At 48.2% G+C, this 19,079-nt stretch carries 20 protein-coding genes; 2 read left to right on the top strand and 18 right to left on the bottom strand.

The window, feature by feature from the left end:
- Positions 1–36: 36 nt before the first annotated feature.
- The 13 genes from Q0852_RS06890 to trmJ form a co-directional block, all read right to left on the bottom strand.
- Positions 37–1,161: a bifunctional tRNA (adenosine(37)-C2)-methyltransferase TrmG/ribosomal RNA large subunit methyltransferase RlmN gene (locus Q0852_RS06890; RefSeq protein ID WP_299015772.1), complete on the bottom strand. Its 1,125-nt coding sequence runs from the start codon at positions 1,159–1,161 to the stop codon at positions 37–39.
- 234 nt (positions 1,162–1,395) lie between these two features.
- A complete protein-coding gene (gene ndk / locus Q0852_RS06885) occupies positions 1,396–1,824 on the bottom strand; it encodes a nucleoside-diphosphate kinase (RefSeq protein WP_299015770.1) in 429 nt (142 codons plus the stop codon).
- 66 nt (positions 1,825–1,890) lie between these two features.
- The gene (gene pepB, locus Q0852_RS06880; RefSeq protein ID WP_299015767.1) at positions 1,891–3,168 is read right to left on the bottom strand and encodes an aminopeptidase PepB; all 1,278 of its coding nucleotides are present in this window, start codon (positions 3,166–3,168) and stop codon (positions 1,891–1,893) included.
- A gap of 90 nt (positions 3,169–3,258) precedes the next feature.
- A complete protein-coding gene (pepB, locus tag Q0852_RS06875; RefSeq protein WP_299015765.1) occupies positions 3,259–4,548 on the bottom strand; it encodes an aminopeptidase PepB in 1,290 nt (429 codons plus the stop codon).
- 409 nt (positions 4,549–4,957) lie between these two features.
- Complete coding sequence (gene iscX / locus Q0852_RS06870) at positions 4,958–5,152, bottom strand: Fe-S cluster assembly protein IscX (RefSeq protein ID WP_299016350.1); 195 nt, start codon at positions 5,150–5,152, stop codon at positions 4,958–4,960.
- A 112-nt stretch (positions 5,153–5,264) separates the two neighbouring features.
- On the bottom strand, positions 5,265–5,603 hold the full coding sequence (fdx, locus tag Q0852_RS06865) for an ISC system 2Fe-2S type ferredoxin (protein ID WP_299015763.1): 339 nt from the start codon (positions 5,601–5,603) through the stop codon (positions 5,265–5,267).
- Positions 5,604–5,605: 2 nt separating this feature from the next.
- Positions 5,606–7,459 (bottom strand): Fe-S protein assembly chaperone HscA, encoded by a 1,854-nt coding sequence (hscA, locus tag Q0852_RS06860; RefSeq protein WP_299015761.1) that lies wholly within the window; start codon positions 7,457–7,459, stop codon positions 5,606–5,608.
- Positions 7,460–7,490: 31 nt separating this feature from the next.
- Positions 7,491–8,006, bottom strand: a complete 516-nt coding sequence (gene hscB, locus Q0852_RS06855) for a co-chaperone HscB (protein WP_299015758.1) — start codon at positions 8,004–8,006, stop codon at positions 7,491–7,493.
- 77 nt (positions 8,007–8,083) lie between these two features.
- Positions 8,084–8,407: an iron-sulfur cluster assembly protein IscA gene (iscA, locus tag Q0852_RS06850; RefSeq protein ID WP_299015756.1), complete on the bottom strand. Its 324-nt coding sequence runs from the start codon at positions 8,405–8,407 to the stop codon at positions 8,084–8,086.
- A 17-nt stretch (positions 8,408–8,424) separates the two neighbouring features.
- On the bottom strand, positions 8,425–8,811 hold the full coding sequence (gene iscU, locus Q0852_RS06845) for a Fe-S cluster assembly scaffold IscU (protein ID WP_299015753.1): 387 nt from the start codon (positions 8,809–8,811) through the stop codon (positions 8,425–8,427).
- A 33-nt stretch (positions 8,812–8,844) separates the two neighbouring features.
- The gene (locus Q0852_RS06840; RefSeq protein WP_299015749.1) at positions 8,845–10,059 is read right to left on the bottom strand and encodes an IscS subfamily cysteine desulfurase; all 1,215 of its coding nucleotides are present in this window, start codon (positions 10,057–10,059) and stop codon (positions 8,845–8,847) included.
- 31 nt (positions 10,060–10,090) lie between these two features.
- Entirely contained in the window at positions 10,091–10,597 is a 507-nt protein-coding gene (iscR, locus tag Q0852_RS06835; RefSeq protein WP_299015743.1) for a Fe-S cluster assembly transcriptional regulator IscR, read from the bottom strand.
- 113 nt (positions 10,598–10,710) lie between these two features.
- Positions 10,711–11,442: a tRNA (cytosine(32)/uridine(32)-2'-O)-methyltransferase TrmJ gene (gene trmJ / locus Q0852_RS06830; RefSeq protein WP_299015740.1), complete on the bottom strand. Its 732-nt coding sequence runs from the start codon at positions 11,440–11,442 to the stop codon at positions 10,711–10,713.
- Between the two features lie 199 nt (positions 11,443–11,641).
- Between trmJ and suhB the strand changes: the two genes are divergently transcribed.
- Positions 11,642–12,442, top strand: coding sequence for an inositol-1-monophosphatase (suhB, locus tag Q0852_RS06825; protein ID WP_299015738.1), 801 nt, complete (start codon positions 11,642–11,644; stop codon positions 12,440–12,442).
- Between the two features lie 187 nt (positions 12,443–12,629).
- Entirely contained in the window at positions 12,630–13,319 is a 690-nt protein-coding gene (locus Q0852_RS06820; protein ID WP_299015735.1) for a hypothetical protein, read from the top strand.
- Positions 13,320–13,387: 68 nt separating this feature from the next.
- On the opposite strand, the gene secF is transcribed toward Q0852_RS06820, so the two are convergent.
- The 5 genes from secF to queA form a co-directional block, all read right to left on the bottom strand.
- The gene (gene secF / locus Q0852_RS06815) at positions 13,388–14,335 is read right to left on the bottom strand and encodes a protein translocase subunit SecF (protein WP_299015732.1); all 948 of its coding nucleotides are present in this window, start codon (positions 14,333–14,335) and stop codon (positions 13,388–13,390) included.
- Positions 14,336–14,347: 12 nt separating this feature from the next.
- Positions 14,348–16,201 (bottom strand): protein translocase subunit SecD, encoded by a 1,854-nt coding sequence (gene secD, locus Q0852_RS06810; RefSeq protein ID WP_299015724.1) that lies wholly within the window; start codon positions 16,199–16,201, stop codon positions 14,348–14,350.
- Positions 16,202–16,226: 25 nt separating this feature from the next.
- Entirely contained in the window at positions 16,227–16,562 is a 336-nt protein-coding gene (gene yajC, locus Q0852_RS06805; RefSeq protein WP_299015722.1) for a preprotein translocase subunit YajC, read from the bottom strand.
- A gap of 22 nt (positions 16,563–16,584) precedes the next feature.
- The gene (gene tgt, locus Q0852_RS06800) at positions 16,585–17,712 is read right to left on the bottom strand and encodes a tRNA guanosine(34) transglycosylase Tgt (RefSeq protein ID WP_299015720.1); all 1,128 of its coding nucleotides are present in this window, start codon (positions 17,710–17,712) and stop codon (positions 16,585–16,587) included.
- Positions 17,713–17,941: 229 nt separating this feature from the next.
- Positions 17,942–18,994 (bottom strand): tRNA preQ1(34) S-adenosylmethionine ribosyltransferase-isomerase QueA, encoded by a 1,053-nt coding sequence (queA, locus tag Q0852_RS06795; protein WP_299016347.1) that lies wholly within the window; start codon positions 18,992–18,994, stop codon positions 17,942–17,944.
- Positions 18,995–19,079 lie beyond the last annotated feature (85 nt).

Raw genomic sequence — 19,079 nt, 5'->3', positions numbered from 1 at the left:
CTGGTGACAAGTTACCCTAGTTAGGTTATCCCACTGTTATGAGACAGCTTTTACTGGAATTTGTTCTGCATTTTCACGCTTAGCTTGTGTTCGTTTCGTGCGGTCAATCACATCACCGACCAACTGACCACAGGCCGCATCGATATCGTCGCCACGGGTCTTACGTAGCGTTACAGTAAAATCATACTCCATCAGCGTCTTCATGAAGCGATCAACACGCGAGTTACTTGGCTTTTTGTACGGCGAACCCGGGTATGGATTGAACGGGATCAAGTTAACCTTCGCTGGAGTATCTTTCAGCGTCTCAGCCAGCTGGCGTGCATGATCCATATCGTCATTGACATGATCCAGCAGTACATACTCAACCGTCACTCGACCACGATTTGCATTTGACGAAGCGATATAACGACGAACCGACTCAAGGAATGTATCGATGTTCCAGCGATCATTGATTGGCATGATCTCAGAACGAAGCTCATCAGTTGGCGCATGCAGTGAAATAGCCAGTGCAACGTCAATATTATCAGTCATCTGATCCAAACCAGAAACAACACCAGAAGTTGAAACAGTTACACGGCGCTTAGACAGGCCAAAACCCAGATCATCCAGCATAATTTCCAGTGCAGGGATCAGGTTTTTCATGTTCAGCAACGGCTCACCCATGCCCATCATCACCACGTTGGTGATCGGGCGGCGACCCGTCTCTTTCTCGACACCAATCTCTTTGGCTGCACGCCAAACCTGACCAATAATTTCCGATACACGCAAGTTACGGTTAAAGCCCTGCTGTGCCGTCGAGCAGAACTTACACTCCAAGGCACAACCAACCTGGGAAGACACACACAAAGTTGCGCGATCTTCATCCGGGATATAAACCGTTTCTACATCCTGATCACCAACACGCATCGCCCACTTAATCGTACCATCACTGGAATGCTGGGCTTCAGACACGTAAGGCGCACGAATTTCAGCAACTTGCTTAAGTTTTTCGCGCAACTTCTTGTTGATGTTGGTCATTTGATCGAAATCATCACAACCGAAATGATAAATCCACTTCATTATTTGATCGGCACGGAATGCTTTTTCACCAAGCTCTTCAGCGAAATACTTACGCAGACCTTTGCGATCGAAATCCAGCAGATTAGTTTTGACTGTTGTCATCGGTTGTTGCCTCACTAAAAAATGACTGATTCTGCGCCTTGGCAACCTTAAGTAGGGGGGTTGCTTGTAACAGGACAATTCAAGGCGCGAAATTGTACAGCCTTTACCACTGAGTTTCCACTTGTAACCCATAAGGATATATTAGCAGTTAGGTATTTAAGGCAATGAAAAACAAAACGGGAAGCCAAAGGCTTCCCGTCAATCATCTGTTTTGTTTAAACTTTAGCCAACCACTTAATCACGCGGACAAATCTCATCATCGGCAAAGAAATAAGCAATTTCACGTGCCGCTGATTCCGAGCTGTCTGAACCATGTACCGAATTATGACGCAGGCTCAAGGCAAAATCTGCGCGTATGGTACCGCAAGCTGCATCTTCCGGATTAGTTTTACCCATCAGCTCGCGGTAACGGCTGATTGCACTTTCCCCTTCCAGCACCTGCACCATAACCGGGCCTGACGTCATAAATGCCACTAAATCTCCAAAAAACGGCTTTCCCTCATGCTCGGCATAAAATCCCTGTGCCTTTTCGGTATTCATGTTCACCATCTTCGCCGCAACAATCTTCAGGCCGGCATTTTCGAAACGCTGGTAAATAGCACCAATCAGATTACGATTTACTGCATCAGGCTTAACGATTGAGAAAGTTCTTTCAATTGTCATTATTATTCTTCCTTTTGAATTCGCTTATCTAATTTAAACCGGCCGATAACGGCCGGATATCACAAACTACAACAGCAAGGCTGCGATATTGGCCACCCCCTGGCCTGTCGCTCCTGCTGCCCAGCGGCTATCAGCACTATCCTGAAAACAAGCCGCCAAATCAAAATGAATCCAGCTGCTCACTTCAACATCAACGAAACGGGACAAAAATGCCGCAGCATTCGAGGCTCCCCCCATTCCACCGCCCTTCTGCGCCCGGCTATTAGCCGTATCTGCGTAATAGGAAGGACAGTTTCCCTGATGCCATTTTTCCAGTGGTAACGGCCAGGCTGGCTCATGGACCAACTCGGACAACTCCTGCGCTTTCAGCAACAGTGACTTATCAAGACTGAACAATGCATTGTATTCCGTTCCTAGGGCCATCATCGCCGCTCCAGTCAGAGTCGCTGCATCGATAATCAGCGGAGCCTTGGTCTCACTGGCAGCAATCAAGCCATCGGCCAGCACCAGACGCCCCTCTGCGTCCGTATTGACCACTTCGACTGTCGCTCCATTCTTGTACGTTAGCACATCACCTAGCTTATAGGCGTTACCAGCCACCATATTTTCTGCGCAACATAAGATCAACGTCACACGTTGGCGTAAACCTTGCTCAATCGCATAGCCCAGCGCCGCCGTCACTGTAGCAGCTCCGCCCATGTCACACTTCATGGTTACCATACCGGCACTGGATTTGAGGCTATAACCACCTGAATCAAAAGTTATCCCCTTACCAACCAGACAAGCAGCAACGGGCGCATCAGCATCACCTGTCGGATTATAATCCAATGTCAGCATCACCGGCTTACGGCTGCTGGCACGACCGACACTGTGCGTGCCTACCCAACCATGCTCTAAAAGTTGATCGCCGACTAGCAGCTCATGACTAATATGATCGCCGGCAATAACGGCTAAAAACTCTATTGCCTCATTGGCTAATTTTTCCGGATACATTTCTTCCGGAGTCGCATTAACCACGCGTCGTACCCAGTCAGTACTGCGACGACGAGCACTGAGCAATTCCACTTCATCTTCATCAATCGGCGCCCATTCAAGCTCCACCGGGTTCATAGAGGCCGCAAAACCGCAATAGAACGCCCATTGACGCTCATAATTCCAGTCATTTCCTTCTAGGCTAACCTGCTCAGCGCCCTGCGATTGCAAGCGACGAGCCGCCTGCTGAATTCGACGCAGCGGATACTCTCCCTGAAAGTGGATCGCTGCGCCATCTTCCCGATAGGACAGCAATGCATTTTCACCCCATGCCCCTGCACAAGGCTCCGCTGATAATGTAATCCTTAACATGAACACCCTTTTTCATTTTCCAGTAACAAATCACCGCCGCTGGCTCTGCGACGGTGATCCGGTATTAATCAAGCATGCAATGGTTGTCGTTTATTCTTCATCACATAAAATATTGGCTAGGGTTCGTACCCCCATACCCGTTGCGCCGGCGCCCCATTTATCATTGGCCGACTTACGGTATGTCCCGCTGGCATCAATGTGCATCCACCCGGCCTTGTAATCATCAACAAAGTAAGACAAGAAGGCCGCAGCCGTACTCGCGCCAGGTAAGAACTCACCCTGGGAAATATTTGATAAATCAGCAAAGTTAGAAGGCATCATCGCGCGGTGATGTTCAGCCAACGGTAGCGGCCACAGGCCCTCATGCTCTTCGCTTGCCGCCATCAGTGCTTTCTGCGCCAGATCATGATCAAAACTAAACAGGGCATGGTAGTCATTACCCAACGCATTCTTAGCCGAGCCGGTCAACGTTGCACAGTCAATGATCATTTCTGGCTGCTGGGAGCTGGCGTAGATCAAGCCATCAGCCAGTACCAGACGCCCTTCAGCATCAGTGTTGAGCACTTCAACAGTTTTACCATTCTTATAAGTGATAATATCACCTACCTTAATGGCACGGCCCGACACCATATTTTCGGCACAGCAAAGTACCAGCTTGATCCGCTTGTTCGTTCCACGGGCAATAGCCAATGCCAGAGCTCCGGTTACCATGGCCGAGCCGCCCATATCGGCCTTCATCGCTGCCATACCTGCAGATGGTTTTAGGCTGTAACCACCAGAATCAAAAGTGATCCCCTTACCAACCAGACAAGTGTGCACTGGTGCATCAGCATCTCCTGTCGGGTTATAGTCCAGGCGTAACATTGCAGCAGAGCGCTCTGAACCACGGCCTACCGTATGAGTACCGGTCCAGCCTTCATCCAGCAGGTCGTTACCTTTAACAATTTTATAGGTGACATGATCCGGTGCCAGTGACTTAATAAATTCACCAGCACGGGCAGCCAGCTGAGATGGCCGTACAATATCTGCTGGCTGATTGATAATTTCACGTACCCAATTTGTCGCCATCAGGCGTGCCTGAAGCTCAGCCTCATCGCCTTCATTCAACCCAGTCCAAAGCACTTCATTGCCAGTCTTAGCATTTCGATGGCCTTGAATGAAAGCCCAAATCCCTTCCAGATCCCAGCCTTCACCAGTCAGCTCAACCTGCTTGATACCTTGTCCATCCAGCTTTCGTCCTGCTCGCTGGATAGCCGCGAGTGGATTTTCATCCGTCAGGTGGATCACGGCACCTTCTGCCTCAAAGGTCACCAGCGCATTATTACCCCATTTCTCATCGGCTGCTTGCTGGGATAGAAAAACAAACATATTGGCAGACATGAATTACTCCTTGGGTTCTGCGATCCATACCAACGCTTAACTCACAGCCGTATGGATACAAATAAATAGGTTCAGCCACTACAGAAAGCCAGCTCCCAGAAAAAACATATTCGGGTAACAAAGACATGACACCACAGTTACCACACATACCTGACGTTATGGGGGCATTGTTAGGCATTACAAGAGAAAAGCAGCTTTATCAACAACAAAGCTAACTGCAAGGGCTACAATTGGTGAGTTAATCCTGTTGGTAATAACTCAATATTTAGCAATATTCACTACTTTGCACTGAGACCTACAAACAAACAAGCTGTTTACATCAAGACTAAGAGCAAGATCGAATTGAAGGCAATATAAAGGGCACACTAGTCCCATAGAAAAAAGAAAAGAAGAAGGGGGAAGGCAGTAACTATTCTGTTTCTTCGATCCAATACATTTGCACGGCCTCAAGGATACGCTCGTTGCAATGGTTAGGATCATCATCAAAGTCATCCAGATCCAGAATCCATTCCCGGAGATCAGTAAATAGAATGGTCTTAGGGTCAATGTCAGGAAACTGCTCAGACAGCACAATTGCTAATTCGCGTGAGTCAATCCATTTCAAGCTCATATTAACTCTGCTCCGTTCATTACGATGACAGGAAAGTAATGGGATAGGTATTAGTGTAGCCGACCTACTGCCAGCCTCCAGGCTAACAGCAGATCGACTGATCCCATTAGTGGTTTTCTGAAGCCAGGTTGATGGTATATTTCGGAATTTCTACCACCAAATCTTCATCAGCCACTTTCGCCTGGCAACCCAGACGTGATTCAGGCTCAAGGCCCCATGCCTTATCCAGCATGTCGTCTTCAAGCTCACTGCTCTCATCCAGCGAGTCAAACCCTTCACGAATAATCACATGACATGTTGTGCAAGCACACGACTTCTCACAAGCATGTTCAATACCGATGCCATTTTTCAGGGCAACATCCAGGACACTTTCGCCACTCTCAGCTTCCAGGACTGCACCCTCTGGACATAGTTCTTCGTGGGGTAATACAACAATTTTAGGCATGCCTAAACCTCATCAATAGACTGACCAGCCAATGCCTGACGAATGGATTGATCCATCCGGCGTGAAGCAAATTCCTGACTGGCTTTATCTGTTTTCTTAATACCTTCTTCAATCGCACGCGGGTCATTACCCTGCCGTAACTGAACAAGTTCCATCATGACTGCTTCCAGCTCGTCACGCTCTTCTTTTGTCAGCAGCGTATCACCGTCTGCTGCCAGCGCTGTTATCAAGCCTTCCAAGACGCGATCCGCTTCTACCTGTTGCTCAGCCAGGGTACGGGCATCTTTGTCTTCCTGCGCATGGGTCATCGACTCTCGGATCATCGTCGCGATTTCATCATCGGTCAAACCATAAGACGGTTTCACCTGAATCGAAGACTGGACACCGCTACTCTTCTCCATCGCGGTTACCGACAGTAAACCATCAGCATCAACCTGATAGGTCACGCGAATATGAGCAGCACCGGCAGCCATCGCCGGAATACCGCGCAGGGTAAAGCGAGCCAATGAACGACAGTCGCTCACCATTTCACGTTCACCTTGCACAATATGGACAGACATCGCCGTCTGACCATCTTTAAACGTGGTAAATTCCTGAGCTCTGGCAACCGGAATCGTAGTATTACGCGGAATGATTTTCTCGATCATGCCACCCATAGTTTCAATACCCAGCGACAACGGGATTACATCCAGCAGCAGCATGTCAGAGTCCGGCTTATTGCCAGCCAGGATGTCAGCCTGAATTGCCGCACCAATAGCAACTACCTGATCCGGATCAATCGAAGTCAGCGGCTCTTTGCCGAAATAGTTACCAACCAATTCACGTACCAGCGGCACACGGGTAGAACCACCCACCATGACAGTCTCAATGACTTCGTCGATCTCAATGCCGGCATCCTTGATCGCACGACGGCATGCCATCAGGGTTTTCTTCACCAATGGCTGAATTAAACTGTCAAACTGCTCACGGCTAATCGCGCCCTGCCAACCCAGCACGTCAAGCTGAGCTTCATCAGCATCACTTAAGGCTATCTTCGCTGCAGTTGCGACATCTTGCAGCACACGTCGCTGCTGTGCAGACAGCTCACCGTCAACATCGGCCTGCTCGGCAATCCATTCAGCCAACAGGTGGTCAAAATCATCGCCACCCAGCGCAGAATCACCACCAGTCGCCAGTACCTCAAAAACACCTTTCGACAAACGCAGGATAGAAATATCAAACGTACCACCACCCAGATCATAAACGGCAATCACGCCTTCCTGTCCGGAATCCAGCCCATAAGCAATTGCTGCAGCCGTTGGTTCGTTAAGCAAACGTAGTACGTTCAGGTTAGCCAGCTTCGCCGCATCTTTGGTTCCGGCACGCTGAGCATCATCAAAATAGGCCGGAACAGTAATAACCACGCCTTCCAGCTCACCACCCAAGGTATCAATCGCACGTTCATTTAGCGATTTAAGGATTTCCGCCGAAACCTGAACCGGGTTAACCAAACCACCATGAGTTACCAACTGCGGCAAGCCATTGTCAGTTGCCTGATACTGGTAAGGTAGCTTGGGATAACGTTGCTGGATATCAGCTAGCGAGCGACCCATCATACGCTTCACGGAAAAAATCGTATTTTCCGGATCCTGCTGGGCAAGATCCCTGGCATTGTGACCAGTTAGCACGGCTTCTTCGCCAAAATGCACAACCGACGGCAAAATCGCCCGGCCCTGCGCATCTTTTAACGTTTCCGGAACGCCGCTGCGAACCGCAGCCACGAGAGAGTTGGTAGTACCCAGATCAATGCCCACCGCCAGTTTATGTTGGTGCGGTGCAGCACTTAGACCTGGTTCAGCAATCTGTAACAGTGCCATTATCGTTCCTGTGGAGTTAGTGCTGGAGTGATTAGTCGAGTAAGGTCTCTTCTAGACGCTCAACCTCGTAGCGCAGCTTATCAATAAACTTTAGCTTACGCACGGCATCTGCCGCTTGCTCCCAGCTTTCTTGGTTTAACAATTGCTCGAGGTCCGCGAGCTGTGCCTTGTAAAGCGCTGATGCCTGCTGTTCAAAGTCAAACAACGCACTTTCAGGATCACTGGCACTAGGAATATCTTCTAGCGCTTCCCGCAGTTCCATCTGCTGCATTAAAAACTCAGGGTCCTGTAACGTCTTATGCTCACCACGGATATCTATCCCTTTCTCGGACAGCATATACTCGGATCGAGAAATCGGTTTTTTTAGTGTTTGGAAGGCATCGTTAATCTGCGCGGCTTTCTGGACAGCCATCAGGCGATCTCGCTCAGAAGCTGTCGCAAAATTATCAGGGTGGAAACGACGTTGCAGTTCCCGGAACTGAGTTGAAAGAAGGCTACCATCCAGTTTGAATTGGAAAGGTAGCCCAAATAATTCGAAATGATTCATAGCGCGTCTGGTATCTATAAAGATCAAACCTGACTACTCCAGAGTAGTGAAGTAACCAGGCTCGATTGAAACAGCGATTAGACGTTGAAGCTCTCACCACAACCGCATTCGCTTGATACGTTCGGGTTGTTGAACTTAAAGCCTTCATTCAACCCTTCTTTGGCGAAATCCAGCTCGGTACCGTCAAGATACACCAGGCTTTTCGGATCAATAATGATCTTCACACCCTTCTCTTCGAATACCTGATCCCCTTCATCGAGCTCATCGACAAACTCAAGGACATAAGCCATACCTGAACATCCTGAAGTGCGGACACCTAAACGCAGGCCAATGCCTTTGCCGCGGTTCTCAAGGAAAGTAGCTACGCGACTTGCCGCCGCTTCAGTAATAGTAATGGCCATACAACAACCCTCAGGAATTAATTATTTTCGTGTTTCTTTTTGTAATCGCTAACTGCAGCTTTAATTGCATCTTCTGCAAGAATCGAGCAGTGAACTTTTACAGGTGGAAGCTCAAGTTCTTCGGCAATAGCCGAGTTCTTGATAGCTGCCGCTTCATCCAGGCTCTTACCTTTCACCCATTCGGTGATCAGTGAGCTTGATGCGATAGCAGAACCACAACCATACGTTTTGAACTTAGCATCTTCGATAATGCCTTCTTCAGTTACTTTGATCTGAAGTTTCATAACGTCACCACATGCTGGAGCACCCACCATGCCGCTACCTACACTCTTGTCGTTTTTATCAAATGAGCCCACATTACGCGGGTTCTCATAATGATCGATGACTTTTTCACTATATGCCATGATAATTTCCTCGAATACTTTAAGACCGCTAGATTAGTGGTGTGCCCACTCGACTGTGTTCAGGTCTACACCTTCTTTGAACATATCCCACAGTGGAGACATTTCTCGCAATTTCTCTACCGCTGTGCTGATTTGAGCAATTGCGTAGTCTACTTCTTCTTCCGTCGTGAAGCGACCGAAAGAGAAACGAATTGAGCTATGTGCCAGTTCATCATCCAGACCCAGCGCACGCAGTACGTACGAAGGCTCCAGACTTGCAGAAGTACAAGCAGAACCAGAAGACACCGCAAGATCTTTCAGTGCCATCAGCAATGATTCACCTTCTACAAAAGCGAAGCTGATGTTTAGGTTGTTCGGTAGGCGCTGCTCCAAGTCACCATTGATGGTCATCTCTTCGATACCCTCAAGGCCTTTAAGCAGGCGGTTACGTAGTGCAAGGGCGTGCTGATAATCTTTTTCCATATCTTCTTTGGCAATACGGAAAGCTTCACCCATACCTACGATTTGATGTGTTGCCAGAGTGCCCGAGCGGAAACCGCGCTCATGGCCGCCACCGTGCATCTGTGCTTCCAGGCGAATACGTGGTTTACGACGAACATAAAGGGCACCAATACCCTTAGGGCCGTATATTTTGTGCGCCGACAGGGAAATCAGGTCAACTTTCATTTCCTGTACGTCAATTGGCAATTTACCTGCCGACTGAGCAGCATCAACATGGAAGATGACTTTCTTCTCACGGCACATTTCGCCAATTGCCGCGATGTCCTGAATCACACCAATCTCGTTATTCACGTGCATGATTGAAACAAGAACAGTATCTTCACGAATAGCATCGCGCAGCTTAGCCAGATCGATCAGGCCGTTTGATTCCGGCTCCATGTAGGTCACTTCGTAACCTTCACGCTCTAGCTGACGGCATGGGTCCAGAACCGCTTTATGTTCTGTTTTACAGGTAATAACGTGTTTACCTTTCTTGCCGTAGAAGTGCGCAGCACCTTTGATCGCCAGGTTATCAGATTCCGTTGCGCCTGACGTAAAGACGATTTCACGCGGATCGGCATTAAGCAGATCTGCAATATTTTCACGTGCCGTATCGACTGCTTCCTCTGCCTGCCAACCATAACGGTGAGAACGCGAAGCCGGGTTACCGAAATTACCATCCATTGTCAGGCATTGCATCATCTTCTCGGCAACACGGGGATCTACTGGGCAAGTAGCGGAATAATCAAAATATATTGGCAGTTTCATCTTCATCTCCGAAAACACGGACGTCTAGTCTCTAGGAGCGAACATCGACACCTATAGTGGCGTTGTCGTGTGTTGTTTTATTTCCAAATGACGTTTTATGTAGTACCTGATCCTGACGATCAGAAATTTCTTGCACGTCATTATCATGCATCAACTCACCAAGAGTGATGTTGTTTAAAAAGCCGCTAATACGGGAGCTAAGATCGCGCCACAGGGTATGTGTCAGGCAGCGCACACCGCCCTGACAATCACCTTTTCCATGACACTTGGTAGCATCGACCGACTCATCAACAGCCGCAATAACCATCCCTACAGCAATATTGTTCGCATCGTCACCCAAGCGGTAACCACCACCCGGACCACGAACACTAGCCACCAGGCCAGCCTTGCGCAAGCGAGAGAAAAGCTGTTCCAAATAAGACAGTGAAATCCCCTGTCGCTCTGAAATATCAGCCAGAGGAACAGGACCATCTTGAGAATGCAGTGCCACGTCCAGCATGGCTGTCACTGCGTATCTTCCTTTTGATGTCAATCTCATAACACACCGCTACCCACTTACAATGTATGGGGGGAGTGTCGCATACCCGACTAAAACGGTCAAGTATTTACCTGACTGTTTCAGTCAGGTTTTTAACCATATGGGTTATGTGTCTATTTATCGTGGTTTTCTAACGATTTTTCGACAGAGGATAAGATACCACGCAGGATATTCAACTCTTGCTGCTCTGGGCGTGCACGAGTAAATAGTCGGCGAAGCTTCGCCATCACCATTCCCGGGTGGTTCTTATTTATAAATCGGGTCTGCCTGGCCACTTTTTCAAGGTGCTCGTAGAACATTTCCAGCTCTTTAGCGCGTGGGTATTCTTCCACCTTGTTGTTACCGGCATGCTTTTGCTGCTCCAGGAAAGCCATGCGGATCTCATAGCTGACGGTCTGAACAGCCATTGCCAGATTCAATGAGCTGTAATCCGGGTTGGCAGGAATATACACATGGCAGTGACACTTCTGTAGCTCTTCGTTGGTGAGGCCTGTACGCTCACGACCAAACAAAATCGCGACGTTATGCGTACTTGCTTCAGCAATCGCCTTAATCCCGCACTCGCGCGGGTCAAGCTGCGGCCACTCCAAGGTACGGGAGCGTGCACTGGATCCTACGACCAGACCACAATCAGCAATCGCTTCGTCCAGTGTTGCGACAATTTTAGCGTTTTCAACTATGTCAGCAGCACCTGCTGCTAAGGCATAGGACTTCTCATCAATTTCACAGGCAGGCTCGACCAATACCAGATTGGTTAAGCCCATTACCTTCATTGCACGGGCCGCCGAGCCGATATTACCCGGGTGAGACGTTCCTACTAGGACAACACTGATTTTATCTAACATGGAGTAGCAATTTTCCGATGAATTCTTAAAGCGCTAGGATTTTATCACAGTCATCTCAAAAAGGTAGAAAACATGTAAAAACATTATAACTATGACCATAAAACCAGCCTCGCCGAAAAAATAACCACTTCCTTTTTGCCCAAGCTCTGATATACTCGCCGCCGCTTTTTAGTTCTTTAACATCCGTTGGGAAGATCCTATGCATCCGATGCTAAATATCGCCATTCGTGCTGTACGAAAGGCTGGTGACCATGTCATTAAATCTCTAGAAAAACCTCAATCAATTGAAGTTGCTAACAAAGGTAATGATGTTGTTACCAACATCGATAAAGAAGCTGAAGCTATCATTATCGATACTATCCTTAAGTCTTACCCTGATCACTGCATCATTGCAGCTGAAAGCGGTAACAAAGAAGGTAAAGACAAAGAGTGTCAATGGATCATCGACCCACTGGATGGCACCAAAAACTTCGTTCGAGGTCTACCTCACTTTGCTATTTCTGTTGCTCTACGCATGCGTGGCCGCACTGAAATCGCAGCAGTTTACGACCCAGCTCGCAACGAACTGTTCACAGCAACACGCGGCTCAGGCGCTCAGCTAAACAGCCAGCGTGTCCGTGCATCTCAGCCTCGTGACCTAACAGGTACGACTCTGGCAACAGCACTACCATTTGCTGCTAAGCAACACTCTGAAAGCTACATGAAGATCCAGAGCGCTCTATTTGTTGAGTGTGACGACATGCGTCAGTCTGGTTCTACTGCCCTTGATCTTTGCTACCTAGCAGCTGGCCGCGTAGACGGTGTATTCAAACTAGGGCAGAAGCCATGGGAAATTGCTGCAGGTGAGCTAATTGCACGTGAAGCAGGTGCTATCTGTGCTGACTTTACTGGTAACACTAACTACCTAGCATCTGGCAACATCGTTGCTGGTAACGCTCGCGTAGTGAAGCCAATGCTAGCTAAAATCCGTGAAAACGGTAGCGACGCACTGACTAAGTAATCACTGATTACCCTTTGATATAAAAAGCCCCGCCGGCAATGCCTGCGGGGCTTTTTGTTACCGCAGCCCCAATCAATTCACCGTCAGTATGATTTAAGCAAAACCGCAAGGCTGACGCCCTATGACACTGTATGTCTATTCAATAGAACCGCTTCTATTTTTCCAACCTCATTAATAGGTAACAACAATGCTTTCAATCAAAAGGTACGTCTTCCATTACTATGCCCTTATTGCCCTCTCCGCCGTTCTGATAGGCGGATGCAGCAAGCACTATGAAACGATCAAAGAAATCCCGTTTGCCGATGAAAACTTCCGCGCCTGTGTTCTGAAAACCGGCGAAGTCTACCCAGAAGATATCGTCGAACTGGACTGCTCTGACAGCAATATCCATTCAGCCAATGAAATTGCGTATTTCGAAAACCTTCGCAAACTAACACTAAGTGGTAATAACTTGGAGGAATTGGATCTGTCTGACAACCCGGAACTTAGGGTGCTGAACCTAAACAATAATGAATTACACACTCTGAATTTATCGGAAAACGAAATCATTCGAGAAGTACAGTTAAACAACAACGAGCTGAACAACATTGTATTGGGCGAGCTGCCTAAACTGGAAATGCTGGATCTGAACTCCAACAACCTTGAAGAAGTGAATGTAACTGAATTGGCAAACCTGAAAGGTTTGTTTGTCTCATTTAATAATCTATCTCAACTAGATACCTCTAAAAACCCTAAATTAAAAGGGCTCGGTGCAATAAACAACAAGCTGGAAAGCCTGGATCTATCGCACAACAAAAAACTAACCTTGCTTCAGGAACAAGGCAATAAAATGAACGATGGTAAACAGCGCCTTGCCAGTGAGTGGTCATATCGCTAAATCACATTGTACAGAACAAAAAAACGGAGCCATGCGGCTCCGTTTTTTATTAAAGTTCTGATGCCGACTTAAGGCATTGCATCGAACTCTTCACCTTCTTTGTCTACCTGCGGCGGCATCAGGTGCTCACGGGTAATACCCAATTTCAGCGCCAGTGCAGAAGCCACATAAATCGATGAGTAAGTACCCACAGTAATACCGATCAGCAAGGCTGCCGCAAAACCGTGGATCATGCTACCGCCCTTCAGGAACAAGGCAATAACCACAAACAAGGTGGTTGCAGAAGTGATCAGGGTACGGCTCAGTGTCTGGGTGATAGAGCTGTTCATCACCTCGATTGGCTCACCCTTGCGCATCTTGCGGAAGTTTTCACGAATACGGTCAAATACAACGATGGTATCGTTAAGCGAGTAACCAACAACGGTCAGCAACGCCGCCACAATCGTCAGGTCAATCTCAATCTGGGTAAACGAAAAAATACCGATAGTAATGATAACATCGTGTGTCAGTGCCAATACCGCACCGGCAGCCAGACGCCACTCAAATCGCAGTGATACGTACAGCAGGATACAGATCAGCGATACCAAGATCGCCAAACCACCCGCTTCCGCCAGTTCATCACCCACGTTCGGGCCAACAAACTCAATACGACGCATTTCTACGTTCTGGCCTGTACCCACTTTCAGTGCATCGATGATCTGGTTACCCAGTTTCTCACCCTTCACATTTTCACGTGGCTGCAGACGAACCATTACATCTCGTGCTGTACCGAAGTTCTGGACAATGGCATCGCCAAAGCCAGCTGCTTCCAATGATTCACGGATCTGGCCAAGGTCAGCAGGCTGCTCGAAGCCAACTTCGATCAGCGTACCGCCGGTAAAGTCCAGTCCCCAGTTCAGTTTCTGGGTTGATACTGTAGCAATCGCCGCAACAATCATAAGTGCCGAAAGCAGGAATGCCCCTTTCGACCAACGCATAAAGTCGATCACTTTATTCGCTTTCAGTATTTGAAACATGCCAGCGTCTCCTTAGATCGACAGTTTATCTACGCGCTTACCGCCGTAGATAAAGTTAACAACAGCGCGGGTACCGACAATTGCCGTAAACATTGATGTCAGAATACCGATAGACAGCGTAACCGCGAAGCCTTTGATTGCACCTGTACCCACTGCAAACAGGATGATAGCAGTGATCAACGTTGTGATGTTGGCATCGGCAATAGTACTGAATGCGTTCGCATAACCTTGCTGAATCGCATGCTGAGGACTACGGCCTTCACGCAGCTCTTCACGGATGCGTTCAAAAATCAGTACGTTGGCATCCACCGCCATACCAACGGTCAAAACGATACCGGCGATACCAGGCAGGGTCATGGTTGCACCCGGGATCATCGACATCACACCGATAATCAGAACCAGGTTCATAGCCAGGGCCATATTGGCAATCAGACCGAACTTGCGGTAGTAAACCAGTGTGAACAGCATTACCGCGATCATGCCCCAGATACAGGCCTGAATACCCATGTCGATATTCTGCTGACCCATAGATGGACCAATGGTACGTTCTTCTACAATCGAAATCGGCGCAATCAACGCACCAGCACGCAGTAGCAATGCCAGGTTATGAGCTTCAGACTGCGAATCAATACCGGTAATACGGAAGTTACGACCAAGTGCAGTTTGAATTGTTGCCTGGTTAATCACTTCTTCGTGTTTTTCCAGGATCACTTTACCGTTCGGATCGCGTTCGCCGCTGTCCTTATACTCGGTAAAGATTGTCGCCATCAGCTTACCCACGTTGTTACGTGAGAAGGCAGTCATCTTGCTGCCACCTTCGCTGTCCAGCGAGATGTTTACCTGTGGGCGACCGTATTCATCGGCACTCGAACTTGCATCGGTAATGTGTGCGCCAGATAGGATCACACGTTTTTTCAGAACAACCGGACGTTGGTCACGGGTGTATTTCACCTCGCTACCCGGTGGTACACGGCCAGAAGCCGCTGCCGCCAAGTCCGCTGTGCTGTCCACTTCACGGAATTCCAGCGTTGCTGTCGCACCCAGAATTTCTTTCGCACGCGCAGTGTCCTGAACACCCGGCAGCTCAACCACAATACGGTTAGCGCCCTGGCGCTGAACCAGTGGCTCGGCAACACCCAGCTCATTCACACGGTTACGTAGAATGGTGATGTTCTGGTCAACCGCGTAGTTGCGAATTTCTTTCAGACGAGCATCGGTAAACTGTGCAGATAGAACAAAACGGCCGTTGCTGTCGTTGTCGGTAAACAACATATCCGGGTGAAGCTTAGCGAGCTCAGCCTTGGCCTGGTCCAGCTGTTCAGCATTACGCAGACGCACATCAACCGTTGTATCTGTTTTGCTGATTGCACGGTAACGGATCTTCGCTTCACGCAGCTCTGTACGGAAGGTTTCTTCCTGCTGGCCCAACAACTTGTCCATTGCCGCATCCATATCAACTTCCATCAGGAAGTGCACACCGCCACGCAGGTCAAGACCCAGCTTCATTGGGGTTGCGCCGATGGATTCAAGCCAATCAGGAGTCGATGCAGCCAGGTTTAGTGCAACAACATAATCGTTGCCAAGCTGTTCGTTAAGAATATCGCGAGCACTGATTTGAGTATCAGTATCGTTAAAGCGGACCAGTACAGTACCGTTTTCGAAAGCGACAGATTTGTATGAGATGTGATTTTGTTTTAAATCTTCGGTGACTGCATCCAGCGCAGACATATCTACCGAGGCGCCACGCGCCCCGGAGATTTGTATTGCCGGATCTTCACCGTAAACATTGGGAAGTGCATAAAGCAAACCGATGATCAGTGTAAACACCACCATCAGGTTCTTCCACAAGGGATAACGGTTTAACACTGCTGTGATCCTTCAGAGCAAAAAATTACAGAGATTTCATTGTGCCTTTAGGCAGAACGGCAGAAACGAAATCTTTCTTGATAGTAACTTCAGTCGTGTCGTTCAGAGCGATCACGATGTAGTCATTCTCATCAGAAACCTTAGTGATTTTGCCTACCAGACCACCGTTGGTTAGCACTTCATCACCTTTGCCCATGGAAGACATCAGGCTCTTGTGATCCTTGACGCGCTTCGCCTGTGGACGGTAGATCATGAAATAAAAGATAACTGCGAACAAACCCAGCATGATGAAAAGCTGCATACCGCCGCCCTGTGGTGCACCTTCTGCTGCAGCATGTGCCTGAGAAATGAAAAGACTCATTTAATAACGTCCTCGTTTATTGTTAAGCGTTTTTTAACGGTGGAACTTCACGGTCTCGACGCGCGTAGAATTCTTCTACAAAGGCATCGAAACGATCTTCTTCAATCGCCTTACGGATACTTGCCATCAAGCGCTGGTAGTAACGTAAGTTGTGGATTGTATTAAGGCGCGCACCCAGAATTTCATTACATTTATCCAGGTGATACAGATACGCCTTACTGTAGTTGCGACAAGTGTAACAGTCACAGTGCGGATCAAGAGGGGTTGTATCTGTTTTATGTTTCGCATTACGGATCTTGATCACACCACCAGTCACAAATAGGTGACCATTGCGGGCATTTCGGGTCGGCATTACGCAGTCGAACATATCGATACCGCGACGAACACCTTCCACCAAGTCCTCAGGTTTACCAACGCCCATCAGGTAACGTGGCTTATCTTCCGGTAACTGTGGGCAAGTATGCTCAAGGATACGATGCATATCTTCCTTTGGCTCACCAACAGCAAGGCCACCAACGGCGTAGCCGTCGAAACCAATGTTAGTCAAACCTTCAACAGACACATCACGAAGATCTTCATAAACACCGCCCTGAACGATACCGAACAGTGCATTTGGGTTTTCTTGCTTGTCAAAATGGTTGCGGCTACGCTGAGCCCAGCGCAGTGACATTTCCATCGACTTCTTCGCTTCGTCGTGCGTTGCCGGGTATGGCGTACACTCATCAAAGATCATCACGATATCTGAACCCAGGTCTTTCTGGATTTCCATCGACTTCTCTGCGTCCATGAAAATCTTGTCACCATTCACTGGGTTACGGAAATGTACACCTTCTTCGGTGATCTTACGAATATCACCCAAGCTAAATACCTGGAAGCCACCTGAATCAGTCAGGATAGGGCCCTGCCACTGCATAAAGTCATGCAGGTCGCCGTGCATTTTCATTACTTCCTGACCCGGGCGCAACCACAAGTGGAAAGTATTGCCTAGCAGGATTTGGGCACCGGTATCTTTCACTTCTTCCGGTGTCATACCCTTAACAGTACCGTAGGTACCTACAGGCATGAATGCTGGCGTTTCAACAGTACCACGTTCAAACTGCAGGCGACCGCGACGAGCACGCCCCTGAGTTTTATCTAATTCAAATTTCACAAAGCCTCCAAAAGCCAGAGAAACAATCTGACATCAAAATCAGTACAAAAGGCCATTTGCCTGATGTACGTTTTTCTCGCCACGCATAAAGCCTAGCGGAAGAAACTCAATAATCTTGGCAAATCCGCAATCGAATTTGCCGTCATTCTTTTGCCAATAAAGCCGACAAAGGCTGCAATTTTAACAAAAGCAGCCTTTAGAGACACTGACTTAGCAACCTAAGTTCAGTTTATTTATTCTTACGAGTCACAAACATCGAGTCACCGTAGCTGAAGAAACGGTATTTGTTCTCCACTGCCTGACGATAAGCATTCATGGTGTGCTCGTAACCGGCAAACGCACTAACCAACATAATCAGAGTTGATTCTGGCAGGTGAAAGTTCGTTACCAGTACGTCCACCAGCTGGAATTCGTAACCTGGGAAAATAAAGATATCAGTATCACCAAAGAAAGGTTTCAGCTCAGTATCCTTCTTCACGGCATCCTGAGCAGCACTTTCCAGTGAACGAACCGAAGTCGTACCCACAGCAATCACACGACCGCCATCAGCTTTCGTTTCGTTGATAGCCGCAACCACTTCTTCCGGCACTTCAACGTATTCGGCATGCATATGGTGATCATCAATATTATCAACACGCACAGGCTGGAACGTACCGGCACCAACATGCAAGGTCACAAATGCAAACTTGGCACCTTTAGCTTTAATCGCTTCAAGGATTTCATCATCGAAGTGCAAGCCTGCTGTCGGTGCGGCAACTGCACCAGGCTTAGCGTTATAAACAGTCTGATAACGCTCTTTATCAGCATCTTCATCCGGACGGTCAATGTATGGCGGCAATGGCATATGACCGACGTCTTCCAGGATCTCCAGTACCGTCTTGTCACTGTTAAAACGAATTTCAAACAATGCATCATGACGCGCAACCATTTCAGCCTGGTACTCGTCATTTTCACCCAGCAGCAACTCATTGCCCGGTTTAGGTGATTTAGAACACCGAACATGCGCAAGGATACTCTTGTCATCCAGCATGCGTTCAACAAGTACTTCTAATTTTCCGCCTGACGCCTTACGGCCAAAAATTCGCGCAGGAATAACTCGGGTATTGTTAAACACCAGCAGGTCGCCTGGCTGAACCAAATCAAGAATATCCTTGAAACCTTTGTGCTGCACCTCACCGGTATCACCGGTCAACTGAAGCAAACGGCTAGCAGTACGCTCTGGTTGTGGATAACGAGCAATCAGCTCATCAGGAAGGTCAAAGTGGAAATCAGAAACTTGCATCATTCGGGCCCTAAATTACAGCAGGCAGCTAGTATAGGCTGCCTTACTGCAATATCAAGCAAAGATGGCTTATGATTCACGAAGA

This window comes from uncultured Photobacterium sp. (genome assembly GCF_947502415.1).
GTDB lineage: Bacteria > Pseudomonadota > Gammaproteobacteria > Enterobacterales > Vibrionaceae > Photobacterium.
Note: the sequence above shows the minus strand (reverse complement) of the source record. Positions and strands in the feature narration are given on the sequence as shown.